Below are 16,596 nucleotides of genomic sequence, written 5' to 3' on the forward strand. Positions count from 1 at the left end.
CGGCCCGCCTCACCGCCACGGGATGTGACGCCACGGGCTGCCCTCGCTCTCCGCCAGCAGACGGTGGGCGAGGACGTTCTGCTCGTAGAACCGCCCGTACTCCTCCTCGTCGAACCGCAGGACCCGGCCCAGCGCGTACCCCGCCGAGAAGTCCTCCCAGGAACGGTGGGCCGACTTGGCGAGGGCCCCGGCGTACACGATCGCCGCTTCCGCGTCGGCCGGTGCGCAGTAGCGGGCCGACAGCCCCCAGCGCGCCAGGTTCACCGCCCGCCCGTAGTCGTACGCGACCGTCGTGTGCACCCGGCCGTCCGGCGGCAGCAGACCGTCCGCGCGGAACCGCGACTCGTAGCGCGTGATCCGGCGCACCAGGTCCTCGATGACCTTCACCGTGTCGGCGTCGGCCCCGAGGTCCTGGGCGTGCCCGGCGGCGGTCTCGCGCCACAGATCGGCCGAGGGCAGCTCGCCGAGCCCGGCCGCCAACCGCTCGCGGGCCCGCAGCACGAAGTCCGGCTCCGGGGGACTGTTGCGGGCCTCCAGCAGGACGTCCAGCTGCCTGCGCCACTTCGCGTGGTCGGTGATGCCCCAGGAGTCGCGCAGCTGATCGCGCTCGGCGGTGTAGTCGCGGCAGACCGTCCCGACCTCGTTCCACGGCACCGCGTTCCCGATCGCCAGGTGCGCCCCGCAGGCCAGCCCGTACGCCAGCGGCCCGTGCAGCGCCCCGTGGCGCAGCGCGAGCAGCCGGTTCTCCGGGAGGCGGTCGTTCTCCGCGTACGCGCGCTGCCACAGCGCCAGGTCCGTCGGGCCCGTCGGCAGCAGCAACTGGCCGGGCGTCCCGACGTTCACCCCCAGGAGGACGCCCGGGTCGGACCAGCCGAACTCGGCGGCCCAGCGCAGCGAGACCCCGTGGAAGACCCAGTCAGGATGCCAGGCCGGCAGCATCCCCCGGGTGAGCACCGGCCGGCAGACGAAGCCGGCCGGGTCGTGGTGCGCGCGCCAGGTGACCGTGTCGGGCCTGGCGTCCACCTCGGCGCGCGGCGCCGGGATGTACAGCTCGGTCCCCGCCAGCGCGGCCAGTCGGGCCCGGAGGTCGCCGCGCAGCGCCGCCTCGTGGAGGAGCTGCTCGGTCTCGGACGGCGGGACCCAGGGCGCCGGGGGAGCCGGGGGGTGGTTCGGGTGCATCGGGTTCATGACCACGCGATGTTCCGGTACGGGCTGGTGGGGTCCTGGACGAGGACGCGGTGCTCGTCGAGCGACTGCCGGTACGTGGGCTCCGCCGCCTCCGGCCCGTCGTCCTCGGCCCGGTGGACCACCCGGGCCATGAGGTAGCCGAGGGAGAAGTCCGCCCACGAGGAGTAGGCCGCCCGGGCGAGCCCGCCGAGCCGCAGCACGTCCTGCTCGGCCTCCTGCGGATCGACGTACCGGGCGCCGAGCGCGAGCCGCACGACGTTGACCGCCCGGCCCAGGTCGAAGGCGGCCAGGGTGTCGACGCGGCCCTCCGGGGCGAGCACGCCGTCGGCCTGGAACCTCTCCTCGTACCGGGTGACGTGTCGCAGCGCCCGGTCCGCCGCCGCCCGGTCCTCCGCGTCGCGCGCGGCGAAGGCACGGGCCACCGCGTCGGACCACTCCTCGTGCGTCGGGGTGCGCCCCAGCCGGTGCGCCAGGGTGTGCCGGGTCCGCAGGACGGCTTCCTGGACACGCCCGACCAGCTGGTTCTTCATCAGGGAGGCGAGGCGGTCGCGGTACTCGGCGCGGTGCGGGATGCCCCACGGGCTGCGCAGCCGGGCCCGGTCGGTCGCGTAGTCCTCGTAGGCGGCGCCCAGCCGGTTCCAGATCAGGCCGTTGGTGACCGCCAGATGGGCGCCGAGCGCCAGCCCGTGGGCGAGCGGCCCGTGCAGCGGCCCGCCGACGTCGGTGAGCAGGACGCCCCGCCGGGCCCCGCCGGAGAGCTCGTCCGCCCTCGCCCAGGCCTTCAGCCGCTTGGGCCGGGCGTCGACCATCGCCGCGTACGGGGTGCCGTGGTTCACCGCGAGCCGGCGCACGTCGTACGGCCAGAGCCGGGCCAGCTCACCGAGGCTCACCTCGCGGAAGACCCACTCCGGGTGCCAGGGCGGCAGCATCCCCTGGGTCAGGACCGGGACGCAGCTCCGCCCGGAGGCCTCGTCGCGGATCGCGGGCAGGGGGGCCGTCCAGCCGGGGATGTCCGCGTGCAGCCGGGCGCCGAGCACGTACAGCCGGGTCCGCGCCAGCAACTCCACGACCGCGTCGGCCTCGCCGCCCGCCACGGCCGCGGACAGCGCGCGCTCGATCTCCGTGGGCGCCACCGCCGTGCCGCCCGCTGTTCCCGCCCCGTTCCCCGTTCTCACGGAGCCGATCCTACGAAACGGGCACCGGGCCCGGTACGGGCGGTCAGAGCCCGGCCGGGCGCACCAGCCCCGACTCGTACGCGAACACGGCTGCCTGGGTCCGGTCGCGGACGCCCAACTTGACCAGGATCCGGCCCACATGGGTCTTCACCGTCTGCTCCGCCACGATCAGCTGCCGGGAGATCTCCGCGTTCGACAGGCCGCCGGCGATCAGCGTCAGCACCTCCGTCTCGCGCTCCGTCAGCTCCCCGACCCGCGCCTTCAGCGGCGGGCGCGGGGCCCCGGCCGTCCGGGAGAACTCCACGATGAGCCGCTTGGTGATGTTCGGGGAGAGCAGCGCGTCGCCAGCCGCCACCACCCGTACCGCGTGGGCGAGTTCGTCGGCCGAGGCGTCCTTCAGCAGGAAGCCCGAAGCGCCCGCGCGCAGCGCCTCGTAGACGTACTCGTCGAGATCGAAGGTGGTCAGCACGAGCACCTTCACCGCCGAGCCCTCGGCGGAGGTGATCCGCCGGGTCGCCTCGATACCGCCCAGCTCCGGCATCCGGATGTCCATCAGGACGACGTCCGGGGCGAGTTCGGCGACCTTGGCCACCGCGTCGAGCCCGTTGACGGCCTGACCGACGACCTCGATGTCCGGCTCGGCGTTCAGCAGGACCGTGAAGCCCTGGCGGACCATCATCTGGTCGTCGGCGATCACGGCGCGGATGGGCGGCGGTGTCATGGGGCGTCCTCGGTCGACTCGGTGCCGGTGGGCAGGATCGCGGTGACTTCCCAGCCACCGCCGGGCGTGGGGCCGGTGGCCAGCTCACCGCCGAGCATCGCCGCGCGTTCGCGCATGCCGAGCAGACCGTGACGCACCCCGGGGGAGGGGGCGGCCGGCCGGTCCGGCGGCGAGTTGACGACCCGGACGGTCACCCCGGCGGGCCGGTGGCCGATCACCACATCGGCGCTCGCCCCGGGCGCGTGGCGCAGCACGTTGCTCAGGGACTCCTGCACGATGCGGTACGCGGACAGCTCGACGCCCGGCGGGAGGGGGCGGGGGTCGCCCGTCGCGGAGAAGGAGACGGCGAGACCGGCCGAGCGCACCGTAGCGAGCAGGCCGTCCAGGCCGTCGAGGCCCGGCTGCGGTGCGTGCCGCGCACTCCCCGACGGGGCGCTCTCCGAACGCAGGACGCCGAGCACCCTGCGCAGCTCGGCCAGGGCTTCGAGGGCGTTCTCACGGATGCCGGCCAGATTCTCCCGCAGCTCCTCGGTGGGGTGCTCCACCAGATGCGGGGCGACCTGCGCCTGGATGGAGATCACCGACATGTGGTGGGCGACCACGTCGTGCAACTCGCGGGCGATCCGGCCGCGTTCCTCCAGCAGAGTCCGCCGGGCACGCTCCTCGGCGGTCAGCTCGGCCTGGACGACGAGGTCCTTGCGGGCGAGGCGCAGGCTGCGCAGCGCGGCGCCCAGGACCAGGGCGACGACGAACACCGGCGCGGAGCGGTCGAGGTCGAGGTTGTGCGGCTGGGTGGTGCGCAGGGTGAGGGCCAGCCCCGTCAGCAGGGTGAGGGCCAGCGCACCCGTCGCGCGGCGCAGGGGGACCCGCAGCGCCAGCAGGAACAGCGCCCCGCCCTGGAACGCCATCCCCATGATGCTCCAGGGGAACAGCCGGTCCTGGCTCATCACGGGCTCGGTGACCAGGATCGTGGCCGCCGACAGGGCCGTCGCCGCCCACCAGGCCCCCACCGGCCGGATCATCCCGGCCACCAGCGCCGCGGACTGCGCCAGCGCGGCCAGCACCGCCCACCCGCTGACCCCGTCGGTCGCGTCCACGGCCAGTTCGTTCGTACGGGGCACCGCGAAGCAGGCGGCCACGATGATCAACAGCACCAGCAGCGACGGCCGCCACACCGGAACGTCGGGCTCGCCCATGCGCGGCACCCGGTCGGCGGGCGCGGCCCACAACTCCTCGTACAGGGCACGCGGCGCACGGCGCACCGCCGCCCGCAGCCGGGCCCCCCTCGATGACGCCACCGCCCCCACCGCCCCCTCGGCTCCACTCCTGCTCAGCCTAGGACGTCTCCCGAAACACCTAGGCACGACGTGCGTGTCCCCTCTGCCCGGGGGAGGACTCCCGTACGACGAGGGAGCCCCCGCCGGGGCGCCGCCCACCCTGCTCGCAACCCCGGAACGCGGCCCAGCACACCAGCAGGGCCAGGGCGAACACCGGCAGCCAGAGCAACCGCGCGAGCACCCAGCCGGCACCGTCGGGCACGGTGTGCAGCCCCGGCAGCGGCCCGTCCGCGAACATCACCGCACTCGTCGTGACGATGATCATCGCGGTCTGGTGCCACAGGAAGACGGTCATCGCCGACAGGTTCACCACCGCCACCGCCGCCCAGAGGGCGGGTCTGCGCAGCGCCCGGCGCAGGGGCCCGAGCAGCAGGAGCGCCGCTCCGCACTGCGCCAGCCCGAACGCCACCGCGGCCAGGCTCGGCGGATCCAGATTGGACATCCGGCCCCCCGGAACGCCGACCATGGAGGCCGGATATCCGGCCCACAGCACGAGCGCGACCGCCGCGGAGGCCCCGCCGAGCAGCAGCGCCCAGCGGCCCGTCCGACCGCGCAGCCCGCCCCGCGCCACCCGCGCCCCCAGGCAGGAGAACACCAGCCAGCCGGCGACCACGTTGACCCACCCCAGCTCGCGAGGACCGCCGAGGCCCAGGCGTACGAGGTCGACGTGCAGCACCACCACGAGCGGCCACAGCGGGTGCAGCCGCGCCACCAGCGGAGTCAGCGCGGTCAGCGCGGCGAAGACCAGCAGGAACCACAGCGGGGACCAGACCAGCTTGACCAGCGCCCGGACCGTCGACCCGCCCACCCCGGCCATCAGCATCGCCACCGCCGCGAGCGCCCACACCACGAGCACCGCCGCCACCGGCCGGAACAGGCGCCCCAGCCGGCCGCCCACCCACCGCCCGTACGGCACGCCGCGCAGCCGGGCCGACGCCCAACTCCCGGCCGCCACCTGCCCGCCCACCAGGAAGAACACCGCGAGGGTCTGGAACACCCAGGAGGCCGGAGTCAGTTCGGGCAGATACGTCAGCGGGCTCGCCCCGCGCACCGTGCCGCTGTCGGTGACCAGCGCGGTCACCAGCCAGTGCCCGCCCACCACGCCGAGGATCGCCAGGGCCCGCAGGGCGTCGACGGCCCGGTCCCGGCCGGGCGGGGTGGCGGCCTCGATCCGTGCGACGAGACCGGTCATCGGGAGGCCTCCAGCGGTTCGGCGCCCGCCGCTATCCGGGCCAGGTTCGTCAGGGAGCGGGAACCGGGCAGCAGATAGTCGCTGTGGCCGCCGTCGCCCGCGTCGAACACCCCGGCCCCGAACCGGTCCGCCACCGGATCGGTCCCGAAGCCGACCGTCGCCACGAACGGCACCCGCACCCGGACATGGGGCACCCGGGCGATCCAGTCCCCGCCGCTCCGGCCCGCCCACACCCGGGCCCCGGTGCGCAGCGCGGCGGCGTCCGGGGCTCCGACCCCGGGGCTGCCGTAGAGGACGAGGGCGTCGGCCGCCGTCCCCCGCGCGGACCGGGCGCAGACCACCGAACCGTAGGAGTGGCAGAGCAGGCTGATCCGGGCACCGGGGAGCATCGCGCGCACCCCGTCCACCAGGGCGCGCAGCCCCGGCGCGGCCTCGTCGGCCCGACCGGCGGTCAGGGCGGCGGGGCCGACGGCGGCGGGCGTGCGGTAGCCGAGCCAGGCGACGACGGCCGCGTCCGCCCCCAACTCCCGGTGCAGTGCCCTGGCGTCACGCCGCAGCCGCCAGTACGCGTCCAGTCCGACGCCCGCCCCGGGCACCAGCACCGCGACCCGCCGGGCGGCGGACAGGTCCCCGACGACCTCGGTGCTCCGCCCGCCGTCCCGCCCGTCGAAGGCGAGGAACCGCCGCCCGGGCTCGGCCATCTCCCGCAGCGAGGCGGCCCGCCGCAGGTCCCCGTGCTCCGCCGCCGCCCGTTCGGCGGCCCGGATGTCCTGCCGGCTCACCGCGTACCGCCGGGCGAGCGCCGTCGGGTCCGCGTCCCGCAGCGGACCGTGAACGCTCGGCGCGGGGGCGGGCACGGCTGCGGGCCGGGCCGCTCCGGACACCGGCACGGCCACCGCGAAAGTGACGAGGGCGGCGAGCAGGGCGCGGAACCGGCGGGCTCCGCGCGGGCGGTCGGGCATGGGGTGGGGTCCTTCCGTACCAGGGGCATCGCGTGCTTGCGGTACAGAAGTTAGGGACGGGGGCCGGTAGTCGGCGTCCCGCTGGAGGGGGCTCTCGCGGGGTGGCTCTCAGGTATGACGTGGGGGACACGGGCGGGGACGGGCCGGCGGGGTCCGGCTGCCGGGGCGGGGCGGGCGGGGCGTCGAGGCGGCCTCGTCCGGTGCGGGGCTCGGACGCCGGGGCGGCGCGGCGGGGTGGGGGCGGTGCGGGGCTCCGCCGGTGTCGTAGCGGGGGCCTCGGCCCGTGCGGTGCGGGGCTCCGCCGGGGTCGTGGCGCGGGCCTCGTCCGGCGCGGCGGGTGTGGGCGCGGTGCCGGCCCGGGGTTCCGGTCCTTCGGAGGCGGCGCGGTGTCAGGCGCGGGCGGTGTGCTCCAGGATCGCGGCGGCGAGCGGGGCGTGCACCTCGCGGGGGAGCGCGTGGCCCATGCCCGGGATCTCGACGAGCCGCGCGCCGCGGATCGCCTGGGCGAGGTGTTCGGAGTGCGGGGGCGGGAAGACAGGCTCGGCGAGGGCCGAGACGACCAGGGTGGGCACCCGGGTCCCGGCGAGCTGCTCGGTGCGGTCCATCCCGGAGTAGTCGGCGCGGGCGTGCGCGTCACCGGCACGGTGGTGCCCGGTGTGCTCGATGATCCGGCGCTCCAGGGCGCGGGTGCGGTCGGCGTCGAAGGGGAGCACATCGCCGCCCAGCGCCCGCCAGTGCTCCACGCGCCGCTCCAACTCGGCCTCGGGGCCCCGGTCCTCCACGGGCCGGGACCACAGCTCCAGCAGAGCGGGCGCGACGCCGGGAAGCCGATCGGGCGGGACGCGGGTGCCGTCCGGGGCGGTGTAGGGAAGGGAGCTGAGCGCTCGTGTCCCGAACACCGTCGCGCTCAGCAGCCGCTCGGGGCGGTCGGCGACGAGCAGCTGGGCGAGCATGCCGCCCAGCGACATCCCCGCGATGTGCGCGCGCTCCACCCCGAACGCGTCGAGCACGGCCACGGCGTCCTCGGCCAGCGCGGTGAGCGGGTAGGGCCGCTCGTCGAAGGCCCAGGTGGACCGGCCGGTGTCCCGGTGGTCGTAACGGATCACGCGGTGCCGGGCGGCGAGCAACTCCACCAACTCGTCGGGCCAGCCGAGCCCGGACGCCTGCGCGCCCATGATCAGCAGCAGGGGGGAGGCGTCGGGAGCGCCGTGGTCCTGGGCCCAGAGGCGGACGCCGGGGGCGACGTCGACGAAGCGTTCCATGGTGGACCTCGCTGTTCTGCTGAGCCGGACACTAGACGAAACGGTTCGTCTCGCTTTGAGGTTAGCGCATCGCCGGGCGCGGGTCCAGTGGACAGGGAAACGGCCCCGGCCCCGCGTGAACACGCGTGGCCGGGGCCGCCGAGGCGTTGATCCGGAGATCAGGCCTTCTTGGTCTCCCAGAAGATCCGGTCGACCTCGGCGATCAGGTCCAGGGCCTTCTGGCCCGTCTTCGGGTCGTTCGAGCCCTTGGCCGCGGAGAGCGCCTTCAGGGTGTCGTTGATCAGCTGGTGCAGCTCCGGGTACTTCTCGAAGTGCGGGGGCTTGAAGTAGTCGCTCCAGAGCACCGAGACGTGGTGCTTCGCGAGCTCGGCGCGCTGCTCCTTGATCAGGACGGCGCGGGTGCGGAAGTCCGCGTCCTCGTTGGCCTGGTACTTCTCCTGGACGGCCTTGACCGACTCGGCCTCGATGCGGGCCTGGGCCGGGTCGTACACGCCGCAGGGCAGGTCGCAGTGGGCGCTGACCTTCACCTTGGGGGCAAACAGGCGGGAAAGCATGGAGCTGTCCTCCTCGTGATCGTCTTCTCAGGTGGGACATTACTCCGTGGAGAGCCGCTTTCCGTGGCTGCCCCAGGGGCTTAGGTCAAAAGTCCGGTGTGAGAATCGGGCCGTCGGCCGAATGTACGGAGCGGTGCCCCGGCGTTGTGCTGACGATGTGGCGGAGGAAGAACGGGGAGGTGCCGGAGATGCCGGAGCGGCGACAGGTGTCCGGAGGCGGACGGGTGACGCGGCGTCCGTTGCGGGTGGTGGAGGTGACGGGCCCCTCGATGGTGCCCACGCTCTACCACGGCGACCTGCTGCTCGTGCAGTACGGAGCGCCCGTGAGCCCCGGTGACGTGGTGATCCTGCGCCACCCCTTCCAGCAGGACCTGCTGGTGGTCAAGCGGGCCACCGAGCGGCGGCCCGGCGGCTGGTGGGTGCGGGGCGACAACGCCTTCGCGGGCGGGGACAGCACCGATTACGGGACCGTGCCGGAGGAGCTGGTGCTGGCCCGGGTGCGGGCCCGCTACCGGCCCCTGGCCAAGGGTCAGCGGTCGGTGACGGCGGTGCTGGGCTGGGCGGTCTCCGCGCTGCGGCCGGTGCGCTCGGCCTCCTCGCGTTTGCGGGCCCGGTAGGCGGCCACGTTCGCGCGGGTCGCGCAGCGGTCCGAGCAGTAGCGCCTGGAGCGGTTGGTGGACGTGTCCAGGTAGGCGTTGCGGCAGGGCGCCGCCTCGCACAGGCCGAGGCGGTCCACGCCGTGCTCGGTCAGGTGGAAGGCCAGGCCCATCGCCGCGATGGCCGCGTAGCCGGCGGTCGCGTTCGACGGGTGGTCGGCCAGGTGCATGTGCCAGTCCGGCCTGCCGTCCTGGTCGCGTACGTCGTGCCCCGAGATCTGCGGGCTCACCGGGAACTCCAGCAGCAGCGAGTTCAGCAGGTCGACCGCGAGGGTCTCGTCGCCGCCGTCCGCCGCGTCGAAGACCGCGCGCAGCCGCGCCCGTACGGAACGGAACCGGGTCACGTCCGCGTCCGTCGTCCGCCGGGCCGCCTGCTGATTGGCTCCGAACAGCTCCCGGACCGCCTCGACGGAGGTGAGGGCGTCCTTGTTGCGGGCCGGCTCCTCGGTGTTGACCAGGCGCACGGCGTAGTCCGAGTAATAGGCCAGTTCCACTTGTAGTCCTTACGGTGTCGGTCTAGAGTCGGGGCGTCGGCCAGTGTAATGGTCGATTGGCGTAAACGGGCATTACGTAAACGGGCATGACGTGGAGGTTGGCGTGACGGAGACGGCTACGGGCACCGACTGGCAGTCCTGGCAGGAGAGCTGGGACCGGCAGCAGGAGTGGTACATGCCCGACCGTGAGGAGCGGTTCCGGGTGATGCTGGACATGGTCGAGGCGGTCGTCGGGCCGGAACCGCGGGTACTCGACCTCGCGTGCGGTACGGGAAGTATTACGGACCGGCTCCTCAAGCGGTTCCCGAACGCCACGAGCACCGGGGTCGATCTCGACCCCGCCCTCCTGGCCATCGCGCGCGGCACCTTCGACGGCGACGACCGGGTCGCCTTCGTCACCGCCGATCTCAAGGACCCCGACTGGACGGCCCGGCTGCCCCACACCTCGTACGACGCCGTCCTCACCGCCACCGCCCTGCACTGGCTGCACCGGGATCCGCTCACCACGCTCTACGGGCAGCTCGGCGGCCTCGTCCGGGACGGCGGGGTGTTCATGAACGCCGACCGCACGATCGACACCGCCACCCCCCGCATCAACGCCGCCGAACGCGCCCACCGGCACGCCGCGATGGACCGCGCCAAGGAGGCCGGGGCGCTGGACTGGGCCGACTGGTGGGCCGTCGCCGCGAAGGACCCCGTGCTGGCCGCGCCCACCGCCGAGCGGTTCGCGATCTACGGCGAGCACGCGGACGGTGACATGCCGTCCGCCGACTGGCACGCCCGCACCCTGCTGGCCGCCGGTTTCGGTGAGGCCCGCGCGGTCTGGGCGTCCCCCTCGGACTCCCTGGTCCTCGCGGTGAAGTAGCCGCCCGCGCAAGGCCGTGGGGCGAGGAGAGGGGCGGTACGGGCTTCGGGCCCGTGCCGCCCCTCGTTCTTTCTCCGCCGCCATCCGCAACTCTCCGCCGCCACCCGCAACCTCCGCCGGGCCCCGGCGCACTGGAAGGGTGAGACGGTCCGCCTCCGCGGGCCGGGAAGCGGTGAGAGAAGGGGGCGGGGACTTGTCCGTTCCGGGGAGGGGCCGCCATGCGGGCCGATGACGACGTGGCGCTGCGCGCCTTTGTGGAGAGCAGACGGACCGCGCTGTTCCGCAGCGCCTATCTGCTCTGCGGCGACCGGCACGAGGCCGAGGACCTCGTCCAGAGCGCCCTGGTCAAGGTCGTCCTCGGCGGTCGCCGCCACGGCCGGCTCGACAACATCGAGGCGTACGCCCGCAAGACGCTGGTCAACACGTTCATCGCCGGCCGACGGCGGTTCTGGCGGCGGGAGCGGGCGTACGGCGAACTGCCCGACCGTCCGGGGAACACGGCCGACACGGACACCGGTCTGGTCGTCCGGCAGGCGCTCGCCCGGCTCACGGCCAGGCAGCGGGCGGTGCTGGTGCTCCGCTACTGGGAGGACCTCAGCGTGGAGGCCACGGCCGAGGCGCTCGGTATGCGGACGAACACGGTCAAGAGCCACACGGCTCGGGGGTTGGCGGCGCTGCGCGCCGGGATGGCGGAGGAATTGGTATGAACGAGGTCCGTGAACTGCTCGACCGCGCAGCCGAGGGAGCGGGGCAGCCCGCGTTCTCCGCCCGGGCGGTGTACGCGAAGGCCGCCCGGATCCGCAGACGCCGCCGGGCCGCCGCCTCGGCGGCGGTCCTCGCGGTGGTCGCCGCCGGGGCGTTCGCCCTGCCCCGTACGGGCGGCGACGAGGACCCCGCACCCGCCTCGGTGGCGTCGGCCGGGCCGTCCCCGTCCCCGTCCGCCGCCGACCGGGCCGGGCGGCTGGCCGCGCTGCTGCCGCCGGACGTGGGGGAGATCGAAGAGGTCGCGCTCCTCGCCCTCATCAAGGGGGCGACTCCCGAACAGGCGCGGACCACCCGTCTCGGACCGCTGGACGGGCAGTACGCGTTCCGCAGGGACGGCGGCGTCGGCTATCTGGTGCTGAGCCTGGAGGACCGGGAGGCGGTGGTGAAGAAGACGGGCCGCCCGGCCGATCCGGACGAGGACCTCTGCGTCCGGGTGGGCCAGGAGCCGTCCCGTACCGACTGCGAGCGCGAGGCGCTTCCCGACGGCCGGGCGCTGACGACGTGGCGCGACACGATGGACGTCGGGGGAGACGACAGCGTCGGCTGGGGGCCCGAACTGGCCGGCCGGCTCGTCCAGCCGGACGGCTCGCAGTTCCTCGTACGCTCCAGCACCGGTTTCGAGGGCACCGGCACCCAGGGGCCCCTGCTCCCGGAGCCGCCGCTCTCCCGGGCGCAGCTGAAGGCGCTGCTCACCGGCCCGGAGGTGCTGCCGAAGGGCTGACGCCCCTGACGCGCGGGAGGGCGGTACGGACCGGGGTCCGTACCGCCCTCCCGTGTGCGACGGGGCCGCCGCGGCGGCCCTACAGCACCTTGGACAGGAACGACTTCGTCCGGTCGTGCTGGGGGTCGGTCAGCACGTCGCGCGGGTGGCCCGACTCGACCACCACGCCGTCGTCCATGAAGACCAGCGCGTCGCCCACCTCGCGGGCGAAGCCCATCTCATGGGTGACGACGATCATCGTCATGCCGTCCTCGGCGAGGCCGCGCATGACGTCCAGGACGTCGCCGACGAGCTCCGGGTCGAGCGCGGACGTCGGCTCGTCGAAGAGCATCAGCTTCGGCTCCATCGCCAGCGCGCGGGCGATGGCCACGCGCTGCTGCTGACCGCCCGACAGCTGGGTGGGGTAGTTCCCCGCCTTGTCGGAGAGGCCCACCCGGTCCAGCAGCTTCTCGGCGCGGGCCCGGGCCACGGCCTTGGTCTCGCCCTTGACCTGGATCGGCGCCTCCATGACGTTCTCGATGGCCGTCATGTGCGGGAACAGGTTGAAGCGCTGGAAGACCATGCCGATGTCCCGGCGCTGGAGCGCGACCTCGCTGTCCTTCAGCTCGTAGAGCTTGTCGCCCTTCTGCCGGTAGCCGACCAGCTCGCCGTCGACCGAGAGCCGGCCGGCGTTGATCTTCTCCAGGTGGTTGATGCACCGCAGGAAGGTCGACTTGCCGGAGCCGGACGGGCCGATCAGGCAGAACACCTCACGCGGGGCGACCTCCAGGTCGATGCCCTTGAGGATGTGGGCGGCGCCGAAGGACTTGTGGACGCCCTCGGCCTTCACCATGGGGGTGGTCATGCGGAGACACCTCCGGAGGGCCGGTTGCCGAACGCGGCGAGGTTGACCTTGACGCGCTGCCACGGGGTGAGCGGCAGCGAGCGCAGCGAGCCGCGGGCGAAGCGGCGCTCCAGGTAGTACTGGCCGACGCTGAACACACTGGTCATCACGATGTACCAGATGGACGCGACGAACAGCATCTCCATCACCGCGTACGACGTGGAGCCGATCTGCGAGGTGGAGCGGAGCAGTTCGTTGTACGTGACCGCGTAGACCAGCGAGGAGGTCTTCAGCATGTTGATGAACTCGTTGCCGGTCGGCGGGATGATCACCCGCAGCGCCTGCGGGAGGACCACCCGGCGCATGGTCTTGCCCTGGGTCATGCCCAGCGCGTGCGAGGCCTCGGTCTGGCCCTCGTCGACCGACTGGATGCCGGCCCGGCAGATCTCCGCCATGTAGGCGGCCTCGTTCAGCGCGAGCCCCAGCAGGGCGCACATGAACGGGGTCATGACGTCCGTCATCTCGTCCTTGTAGATGAACGGGATGTTCAGGACCGGGAAGATCAGCGCCAGGTTGAACCAGAGCAGCAGCTGTACGTAGACCGGGGTGCCCCGGAAGAACCAGATGTACAGCCAGGCCACCCAGCTGGTGACCGGGTTCTTCGACAGCCGCATCACGGCGAGCACGACGCCGAGGATCACGCCGAGCACCATCGCGAGGACGCTGATCAGCAGGGTGCGGCCCGCACCGGCGACGACGTTCTTGTCGAACAGCTTGTCGCCGACGGCGTGCCACTGGATGTTGCCCTGCGAGAAGGCGTACCCGAGGGCGACGAGGAGGCCGATGACCACGACGCCGCTGATCCAGCGGCCGACATGGCGGACCGGAATGGCCTTGATGTTCTCCGGGGCCGGGGTGGCGCCCTTGGAGACGGACACCGGGCCGGCCGGTGAACCGGCGGGTGTCCTGTCGAACTTGTCAGTCATGGTGACTGCCCTTCAGTGAAGCGTCCGGTCACTTGCCGCCGTTGATGGCGGCCTTGTCGATCGCTCCCGTACCGGCGCCCCACTTGTCGAGGACCTTCTGGTACGAACCGTCGGCGATGATCGCGTCGACGGCCTCCTTCAGGGCGTCGCGCAGCCCGGTGTTGTCCTTCTTGACGGCGATGCCGAACGGGCCGGCGTCGACCTGCTCGCCCACGACCTCGAAGGCCTTGCCGCCGTCGGCCTTGCGGGCCAGGTCCACCGCGACCGGGTAGTCGTTGACACCGGCGACCGAACCGCCGGACTTCACGCGGGTCTGCGCCTCGGTGTCGTTCTCGAACGACTCGATCTTGATGGCCTTCTCGCCGCCGTCCGTACAGGCCTTCGACTGCTTCTTGAGGGCCTCCTCGTACGTGGTGCCGCGCTGCACCGCGGCCGGCTTCCCGCACAGGTCCTCGATGGACTTGATGTTCTGCGGGTTGCCCTTCTTCGTGTACACGGCGGTGCCGGCGAGGAAGTAGTCGACGAAGTCGACGCCCTCGCCCAGCTTCTTGCCGGAGTCGTCCAGGCCCTCCTGGCGCTGCTTGTTGTCCGTGATCGACGACATCGCGATGTCGTGACGCCCGCTGTTCAGGGCGGTGATCAGGCCGTCGAAGGAGCCGGAGGTGAACTCGAACCTCACCCCGAGCTGCTTTCCGAGAGCCTCCGCGATGTCGGGGTCGACACCCACGATCTTTCCGTTCTCCACGGACTCCATCGGGGCGTATTCGGCATTCGTGCCGACCTTGATCACACCGGACTTCTGGTACTTCTCCGGCAGCTTCGAGAAGAGCGGAGCGCCGCTCTTGGTCTCCTTGCCGCTGCCGCTCTCCTGGGAGGAGCTGTCTGTCTGGTCGCCACAGGCGGTGAGCAGCAAGGTGCCGGCGACCGCGATGGCGCCGATCGCCGCAATCCGGGACTTCGCGGTCGTACGACGCGTGGTGCTTGCGGTCATGTCGGGATCCTCCGGCAGGTGAGGGTGTGGTGCTGGTGGGCGGCTTGGCACGCACCTTCGAGTGTCGCCACCTTGTGTGATGACGGCATCCTGCCATTTGGACTGGCCCATTCAGGGGTCCGGTCATGTCAAAATCGGATAACGGGCGACCCCCGAACATCAACGGCCGGTGCGCGAGAACCGGACCATCTGTGGGGATTCATTCCCCCCGCCGGAGAATCTTCGGCGTGTCTCGACCGGTGGACGGCATTTATGCCGGTTTGCCGACTTGTCCAGATATTCGACTATGAGTCACGTCACCGCGTCGATATGGACTCGTCCGTAACATCGTTCGTCCGGTAAGAAAGACGTTTACACCCCTCATCCGGGGCTCAGGGCGCGTGTGCGGCGCGCCCGCGCGTACGTACCACCTCCCTGCCGGAGCGGGCCAACCGCTCGGTGCGGGGCGCGTACGCGGTGCCCGCCCACCCCTCCTCAACCAGGAGTGGCCACCCTCAAACGATGAATACCTAAGGGGTCAACACCATGGCAGCGGAGATCGTCAATCCTCGCAGCGACAGCAGCATCGACAGTGGCATCCAGCGCACGGGCGCGGCGGACACCGGGGCCGACGAGCCCTTCGATCCGGCCTTCGCCCTTCACCGGGGCGGGAAGATGGCCGTGCAGGCCACCGTCCCGATCCGGGACAAGGACGACCTTTCCCTGGCCTACACGCCCGGCGTGGCGAAAGTGTGCAGCGCCATCGCCGACAACCCCGAGCTCGTCCACGACTACACCTGGAAGTCCCAGGTCGTGGCCGTCGTGACGGACGGCACCGCCGTGCTCGGCCTCGGCGACATCGGGCCCGAGGCGTCCCTCCCGGTCATGGAGGGCAAGGCCATCCTCTTCAAGCAGTTCGGCGGGGTCGACGCCGTCCCGATCGCGCTCGCGACCACCGACGCCGACGAGATCGTCGACACCGTCGTCCGGCTCGCCCCCTCCTTCGGCGGGGTCAACCTGGAGGACATCTCGGCGCCCCGGTGCTTCGAGATCGAGCGCAAGCTCCAGGAGCGGCTGGACATCCCGGTCTTCCACGACGACCAGCACGGTACGGCCGTCGTCACCCTCGCCGCCCTGCGCAACGCGGCGAAGCTCTCCGGGCGGACGCTCGGCGACCTGCGCGGCGTCATCTCCGGCGCGGGCGCTGCGGGCGTGGCCATCGCCAAGTTCCTGCTGGAGGCGGGGATCGGCGACATCGCGGTGGCCGACCGCAAGGGCATCGTCAGCCGCGACCGCGACGACCTCACCGAGGTCAAGCGCGAACTGGCCGAGCTGACCAACCGGGCGGGCCTCTCCGGTTCGCTGGAGCAGGCGCTCGCCGGCGCGGACGTCTTCATCGGCGTCTCCGGCGGTACGGTCCCGGAGGCGGCGGTGGCCTCCATGGCCCCCGGCGCGTACGTCTTCGCGATGGCCAACCCGAACCCGGAGGTCCACCCGGACGTCGCGCACAAGTACGCGGCGGTCGTGGCGACCGGTCGTTCGGACTTCCCGAACCAGATCAACAACGTGCTGGCGTTCCCGGGCATCTTCGCCGGCGCGCTCCAGGTCCGGGCCTCCCGGATCACCGAGGGCATGAAGATCGCCGCGGCGAACGCGCTGGCCGACGTGGTCGGCGACGAGCTGGCGGCGGACTACGTGATCCCGTCCCCGTTCGACGAGCGGGTCGCGCCTGCCGTCACGGCGGCTGTCGCCGCGGCGGCGCGGGCGGAGGGCGTGGCCCGGCGCTGAGGTCGTTGTCGAGCGGAGCTTGATGGGCGGGGCCCGTACTCGTACGGGCCCCGCCCGCGCGTTTCCGCCTTGCGGCGATCACCCCAGGCCCCGCGGGGGCTCCATGGTGCGGGCCCACCCCGGTTGGTGTGCGTCAC

Annotated in this window: 17 protein-coding genes; 5 read left to right on the top strand and 12 right to left on the bottom strand. The window is 72.8% G+C overall.

Annotation, left to right across the window (positions count from 1 at the left end; translation table 11 throughout):
* Positions 1 to 9: 9 nt before the first annotated feature.
* From DTB53_RS19430 to sodN, 8 genes are all read right to left on the bottom strand, one after another.
* On the bottom strand, positions 10 to 1,188 hold the full coding sequence (locus DTB53_RS19430) for a DUF1266 domain-containing protein (protein WP_012379079.1): 1,179 nt from the start codon (positions 1,186 to 1,188) through the stop codon (positions 10 to 12).
* Entirely contained in the window at positions 1,185 to 2,363 is a 1,179-nt protein-coding gene (locus tag DTB53_RS19435; protein ID WP_012379078.1) for a DUF1266 domain-containing protein, read from the bottom strand. The genes DTB53_RS19430 and DTB53_RS19435 overlap by 4 nt, the downstream gene beginning before the upstream one ends.
* A gap of 43 nt (positions 2,364 to 2,406) precedes the next feature.
* A complete protein-coding gene (locus tag DTB53_RS19440) occupies positions 2,407 to 3,084 on the bottom strand; it encodes a response regulator (protein WP_012379077.1) in 678 nt (225 codons plus the stop codon).
* Complete coding sequence (locus tag DTB53_RS19445; protein WP_042496131.1) at positions 3,081 to 4,391, bottom strand: sensor histidine kinase; 1,311 nt, start codon at positions 4,389 to 4,391, stop codon at positions 3,081 to 3,083. Before DTB53_RS19445 ends, DTB53_RS19440 begins: the two co-directional genes overlap by 4 nt.
* 49 nt (positions 4,392 to 4,440) lie before the next feature.
* Positions 4,441 to 5,613 (bottom strand): acyltransferase family protein, encoded by a 1,173-nt coding sequence (locus tag DTB53_RS19450; protein WP_012379075.1) that lies wholly within the window; start codon positions 5,611 to 5,613, stop codon positions 4,441 to 4,443.
* Entirely contained in the window at positions 5,610 to 6,575 is a 966-nt protein-coding gene (locus DTB53_RS19455; RefSeq protein ID WP_003966345.1) for an alpha/beta hydrolase, read from the bottom strand. Before DTB53_RS19455 ends, DTB53_RS19450 begins: the two co-directional genes overlap by 4 nt.
* A gap of 389 nt (positions 6,576 to 6,964) precedes the next feature.
* Positions 6,965 to 7,837 (bottom strand): alpha/beta fold hydrolase, encoded by an 873-nt coding sequence (locus DTB53_RS19460; protein ID WP_012379074.1) that lies wholly within the window; start codon positions 7,835 to 7,837, stop codon positions 6,965 to 6,967.
* A gap of 158 nt (positions 7,838 to 7,995) precedes the next feature.
* On the bottom strand, positions 7,996 to 8,391 hold the full coding sequence (sodN, locus tag DTB53_RS19465; RefSeq protein ID WP_003966342.1) for a superoxide dismutase, Ni: 396 nt from the start codon (positions 8,389 to 8,391) through the stop codon (positions 7,996 to 7,998).
* Between the two features lie 188 nt (positions 8,392 to 8,579).
* On the opposite strand from sodN, the gene sodX reads away from it, so the two are divergent.
* Complete coding sequence (gene sodX, locus DTB53_RS19470) at positions 8,580 to 9,008, top strand: nickel-type superoxide dismutase maturation protease (protein WP_012379073.1); 429 nt, start codon at positions 8,580 to 8,582, stop codon at positions 9,006 to 9,008.
* Here the strand turns inward: sodX and DTB53_RS19475 are convergent.
* Entirely contained in the window at positions 8,921 to 9,541 is a 621-nt protein-coding gene (locus DTB53_RS19475; RefSeq protein ID WP_003966340.1) for a CGNR zinc finger domain-containing protein, read from the bottom strand. The two genes, sodX and DTB53_RS19475, sit on opposite strands and share 88 nt — an antisense overlap.
* Before the next feature lie 103 nt (positions 9,542 to 9,644).
* On the opposite strand from DTB53_RS19475, the gene DTB53_RS19480 reads away from it, so the two are divergent.
* From DTB53_RS19480 to DTB53_RS19490, 3 genes are all read left to right on the top strand, one after another.
* The gene (locus tag DTB53_RS19480; protein WP_042496128.1) at positions 9,645 to 10,406 is read left to right on the top strand and encodes a class I SAM-dependent methyltransferase; all 762 of its coding nucleotides are present in this window, start codon (positions 9,645 to 9,647) and stop codon (positions 10,404 to 10,406) included.
* 218 nt (positions 10,407 to 10,624) lie between these two features.
* Entirely contained in the window at positions 10,625 to 11,113 is a 489-nt protein-coding gene (locus DTB53_RS19485; RefSeq protein WP_012379071.1) for a SigE family RNA polymerase sigma factor, read from the top strand.
* Positions 11,110 to 11,892 carry a hypothetical protein gene (locus tag DTB53_RS19490; protein ID WP_012379070.1) on the top strand — a complete coding sequence of 261 codons (783 nt, stop codon included), beginning with the start codon at positions 11,110 to 11,112 and terminating at the stop codon, positions 11,890 to 11,892. Before DTB53_RS19485 ends, DTB53_RS19490 begins: the two co-directional genes overlap by 4 nt.
* 79 nt (positions 11,893 to 11,971) lie before the next feature.
* On the opposite strand, the gene DTB53_RS19495 is transcribed toward DTB53_RS19490, so the two are convergent.
* From DTB53_RS19495 to DTB53_RS19505, 3 genes are read right to left on the bottom strand one after another with little or no spacing between them, the layout of a single operon-like run.
* Positions 11,972 to 12,736: an amino acid ABC transporter ATP-binding protein gene (locus tag DTB53_RS19495; protein ID WP_003966336.1), complete on the bottom strand. Its 765-nt coding sequence runs from the start codon at positions 12,734 to 12,736 to the stop codon at positions 11,972 to 11,974.
* Positions 12,733 to 13,701 carry an amino acid ABC transporter permease gene (locus tag DTB53_RS19500; protein WP_003966335.1) on the bottom strand — a complete coding sequence of 323 codons (969 nt, stop codon included), beginning with the start codon at positions 13,699 to 13,701 and terminating at the stop codon, positions 12,733 to 12,735. The genes DTB53_RS19495 and DTB53_RS19500 overlap by 4 nt, the downstream gene beginning before the upstream one ends.
* A gap of 28 nt (positions 13,702 to 13,729) precedes the next feature.
* Positions 13,730 to 14,692: an ABC transporter substrate-binding protein gene (locus tag DTB53_RS19505; protein ID WP_003966334.1), complete on the bottom strand. Its 963-nt coding sequence runs from the start codon at positions 14,690 to 14,692 to the stop codon at positions 13,730 to 13,732.
* Positions 14,693 to 15,217: 525 nt separating this feature from the next.
* On the opposite strand from DTB53_RS19505, the gene DTB53_RS19515 reads away from it, so the two are divergent.
* The gene (locus DTB53_RS19515; RefSeq protein WP_003966332.1) at positions 15,218 to 16,459 is read left to right on the top strand and encodes an NAD(P)-dependent malic enzyme; all 1,242 of its coding nucleotides are present in this window, start codon (positions 15,218 to 15,220) and stop codon (positions 16,457 to 16,459) included.
* The last annotated feature ends 137 nt before the right edge of the window (positions 16,460 to 16,596 follow it).

Origin of the sequence: Streptomyces griseus (assembly GCF_900460065.1) — a bacterium.
Classification (GTDB): domain Bacteria; phylum Actinomycetota; class Actinomycetes; order Streptomycetales; family Streptomycetaceae; genus Streptomyces; species Streptomyces griseus.

Excerpts from the sequence above, each read along its gene's own strand:
- DTB53_RS19490 (WP_012379070.1), top strand. The coding sequence starts at position 11,110 with ATGAACGAGGTCCGTGAACTGCTCGACCGCGCAGCCGAGGGAGCGGGG.
- DTB53_RS19450 (WP_012379075.1), bottom strand. The coding sequence starts at position 5,613 with ATGACCGGTCTCGTCGCACGGATCGAGGCCGCCACCCCGCCCGGCCGG.
- DTB53_RS19505 (WP_003966334.1), bottom strand. The coding sequence starts at position 14,692 with ATGACCGCAAGCACCACGCGTCGTACGACCGCGAAGTCCCGGATTGCG.
- sodN (WP_003966342.1), bottom strand. The coding sequence starts at position 8,391 with ATGCTTTCCCGCCTGTTTGCCCCCAAGGTGAAGGTCAGCGCCCACTGC.
- sodX (WP_012379073.1), top strand. The coding sequence starts at position 8,580 with ATGCCGGAGCGGCGACAGGTGTCCGGAGGCGGACGGGTGACGCGGCGT.
- DTB53_RS19500 (WP_003966335.1), bottom strand. The coding sequence starts at position 13,701 with ATGACTGACAAGTTCGACAGGACACCCGCCGGTTCACCGGCCGGCCCG.
- DTB53_RS19440 (WP_012379077.1), bottom strand. The coding sequence starts at position 3,084 with ATGACACCGCCGCCCATCCGCGCCGTGATCGCCGACGACCAGATGATG.
- DTB53_RS19495 (WP_003966336.1), bottom strand. The coding sequence starts at position 12,736 with ATGACCACCCCCATGGTGAAGGCCGAGGGCGTCCACAAGTCCTTCGGC.
- DTB53_RS19460 (WP_012379074.1), bottom strand. The coding sequence starts at position 7,837 with ATGGAACGCTTCGTCGACGTCGCCCCCGGCGTCCGCCTCTGGGCCCAG.
- DTB53_RS19485 (WP_012379071.1), top strand. The coding sequence starts at position 10,625 with ATGCGGGCCGATGACGACGTGGCGCTGCGCGCCTTTGTGGAGAGCAGA.
- DTB53_RS19430 (WP_012379079.1), bottom strand. The coding sequence starts at position 1,188 with ATGAACCCGATGCACCCGAACCACCCCCCGGCTCCCCCGGCGCCCTGG.
- DTB53_RS19455 (WP_003966345.1), bottom strand. The coding sequence starts at position 6,575 with ATGCCCGACCGCCCGCGCGGAGCCCGCCGGTTCCGCGCCCTGCTCGCC.
- DTB53_RS19515 (WP_003966332.1), top strand. The coding sequence starts at position 15,218 with ATGGCAGCGGAGATCGTCAATCCTCGCAGCGACAGCAGCATCGACAGT.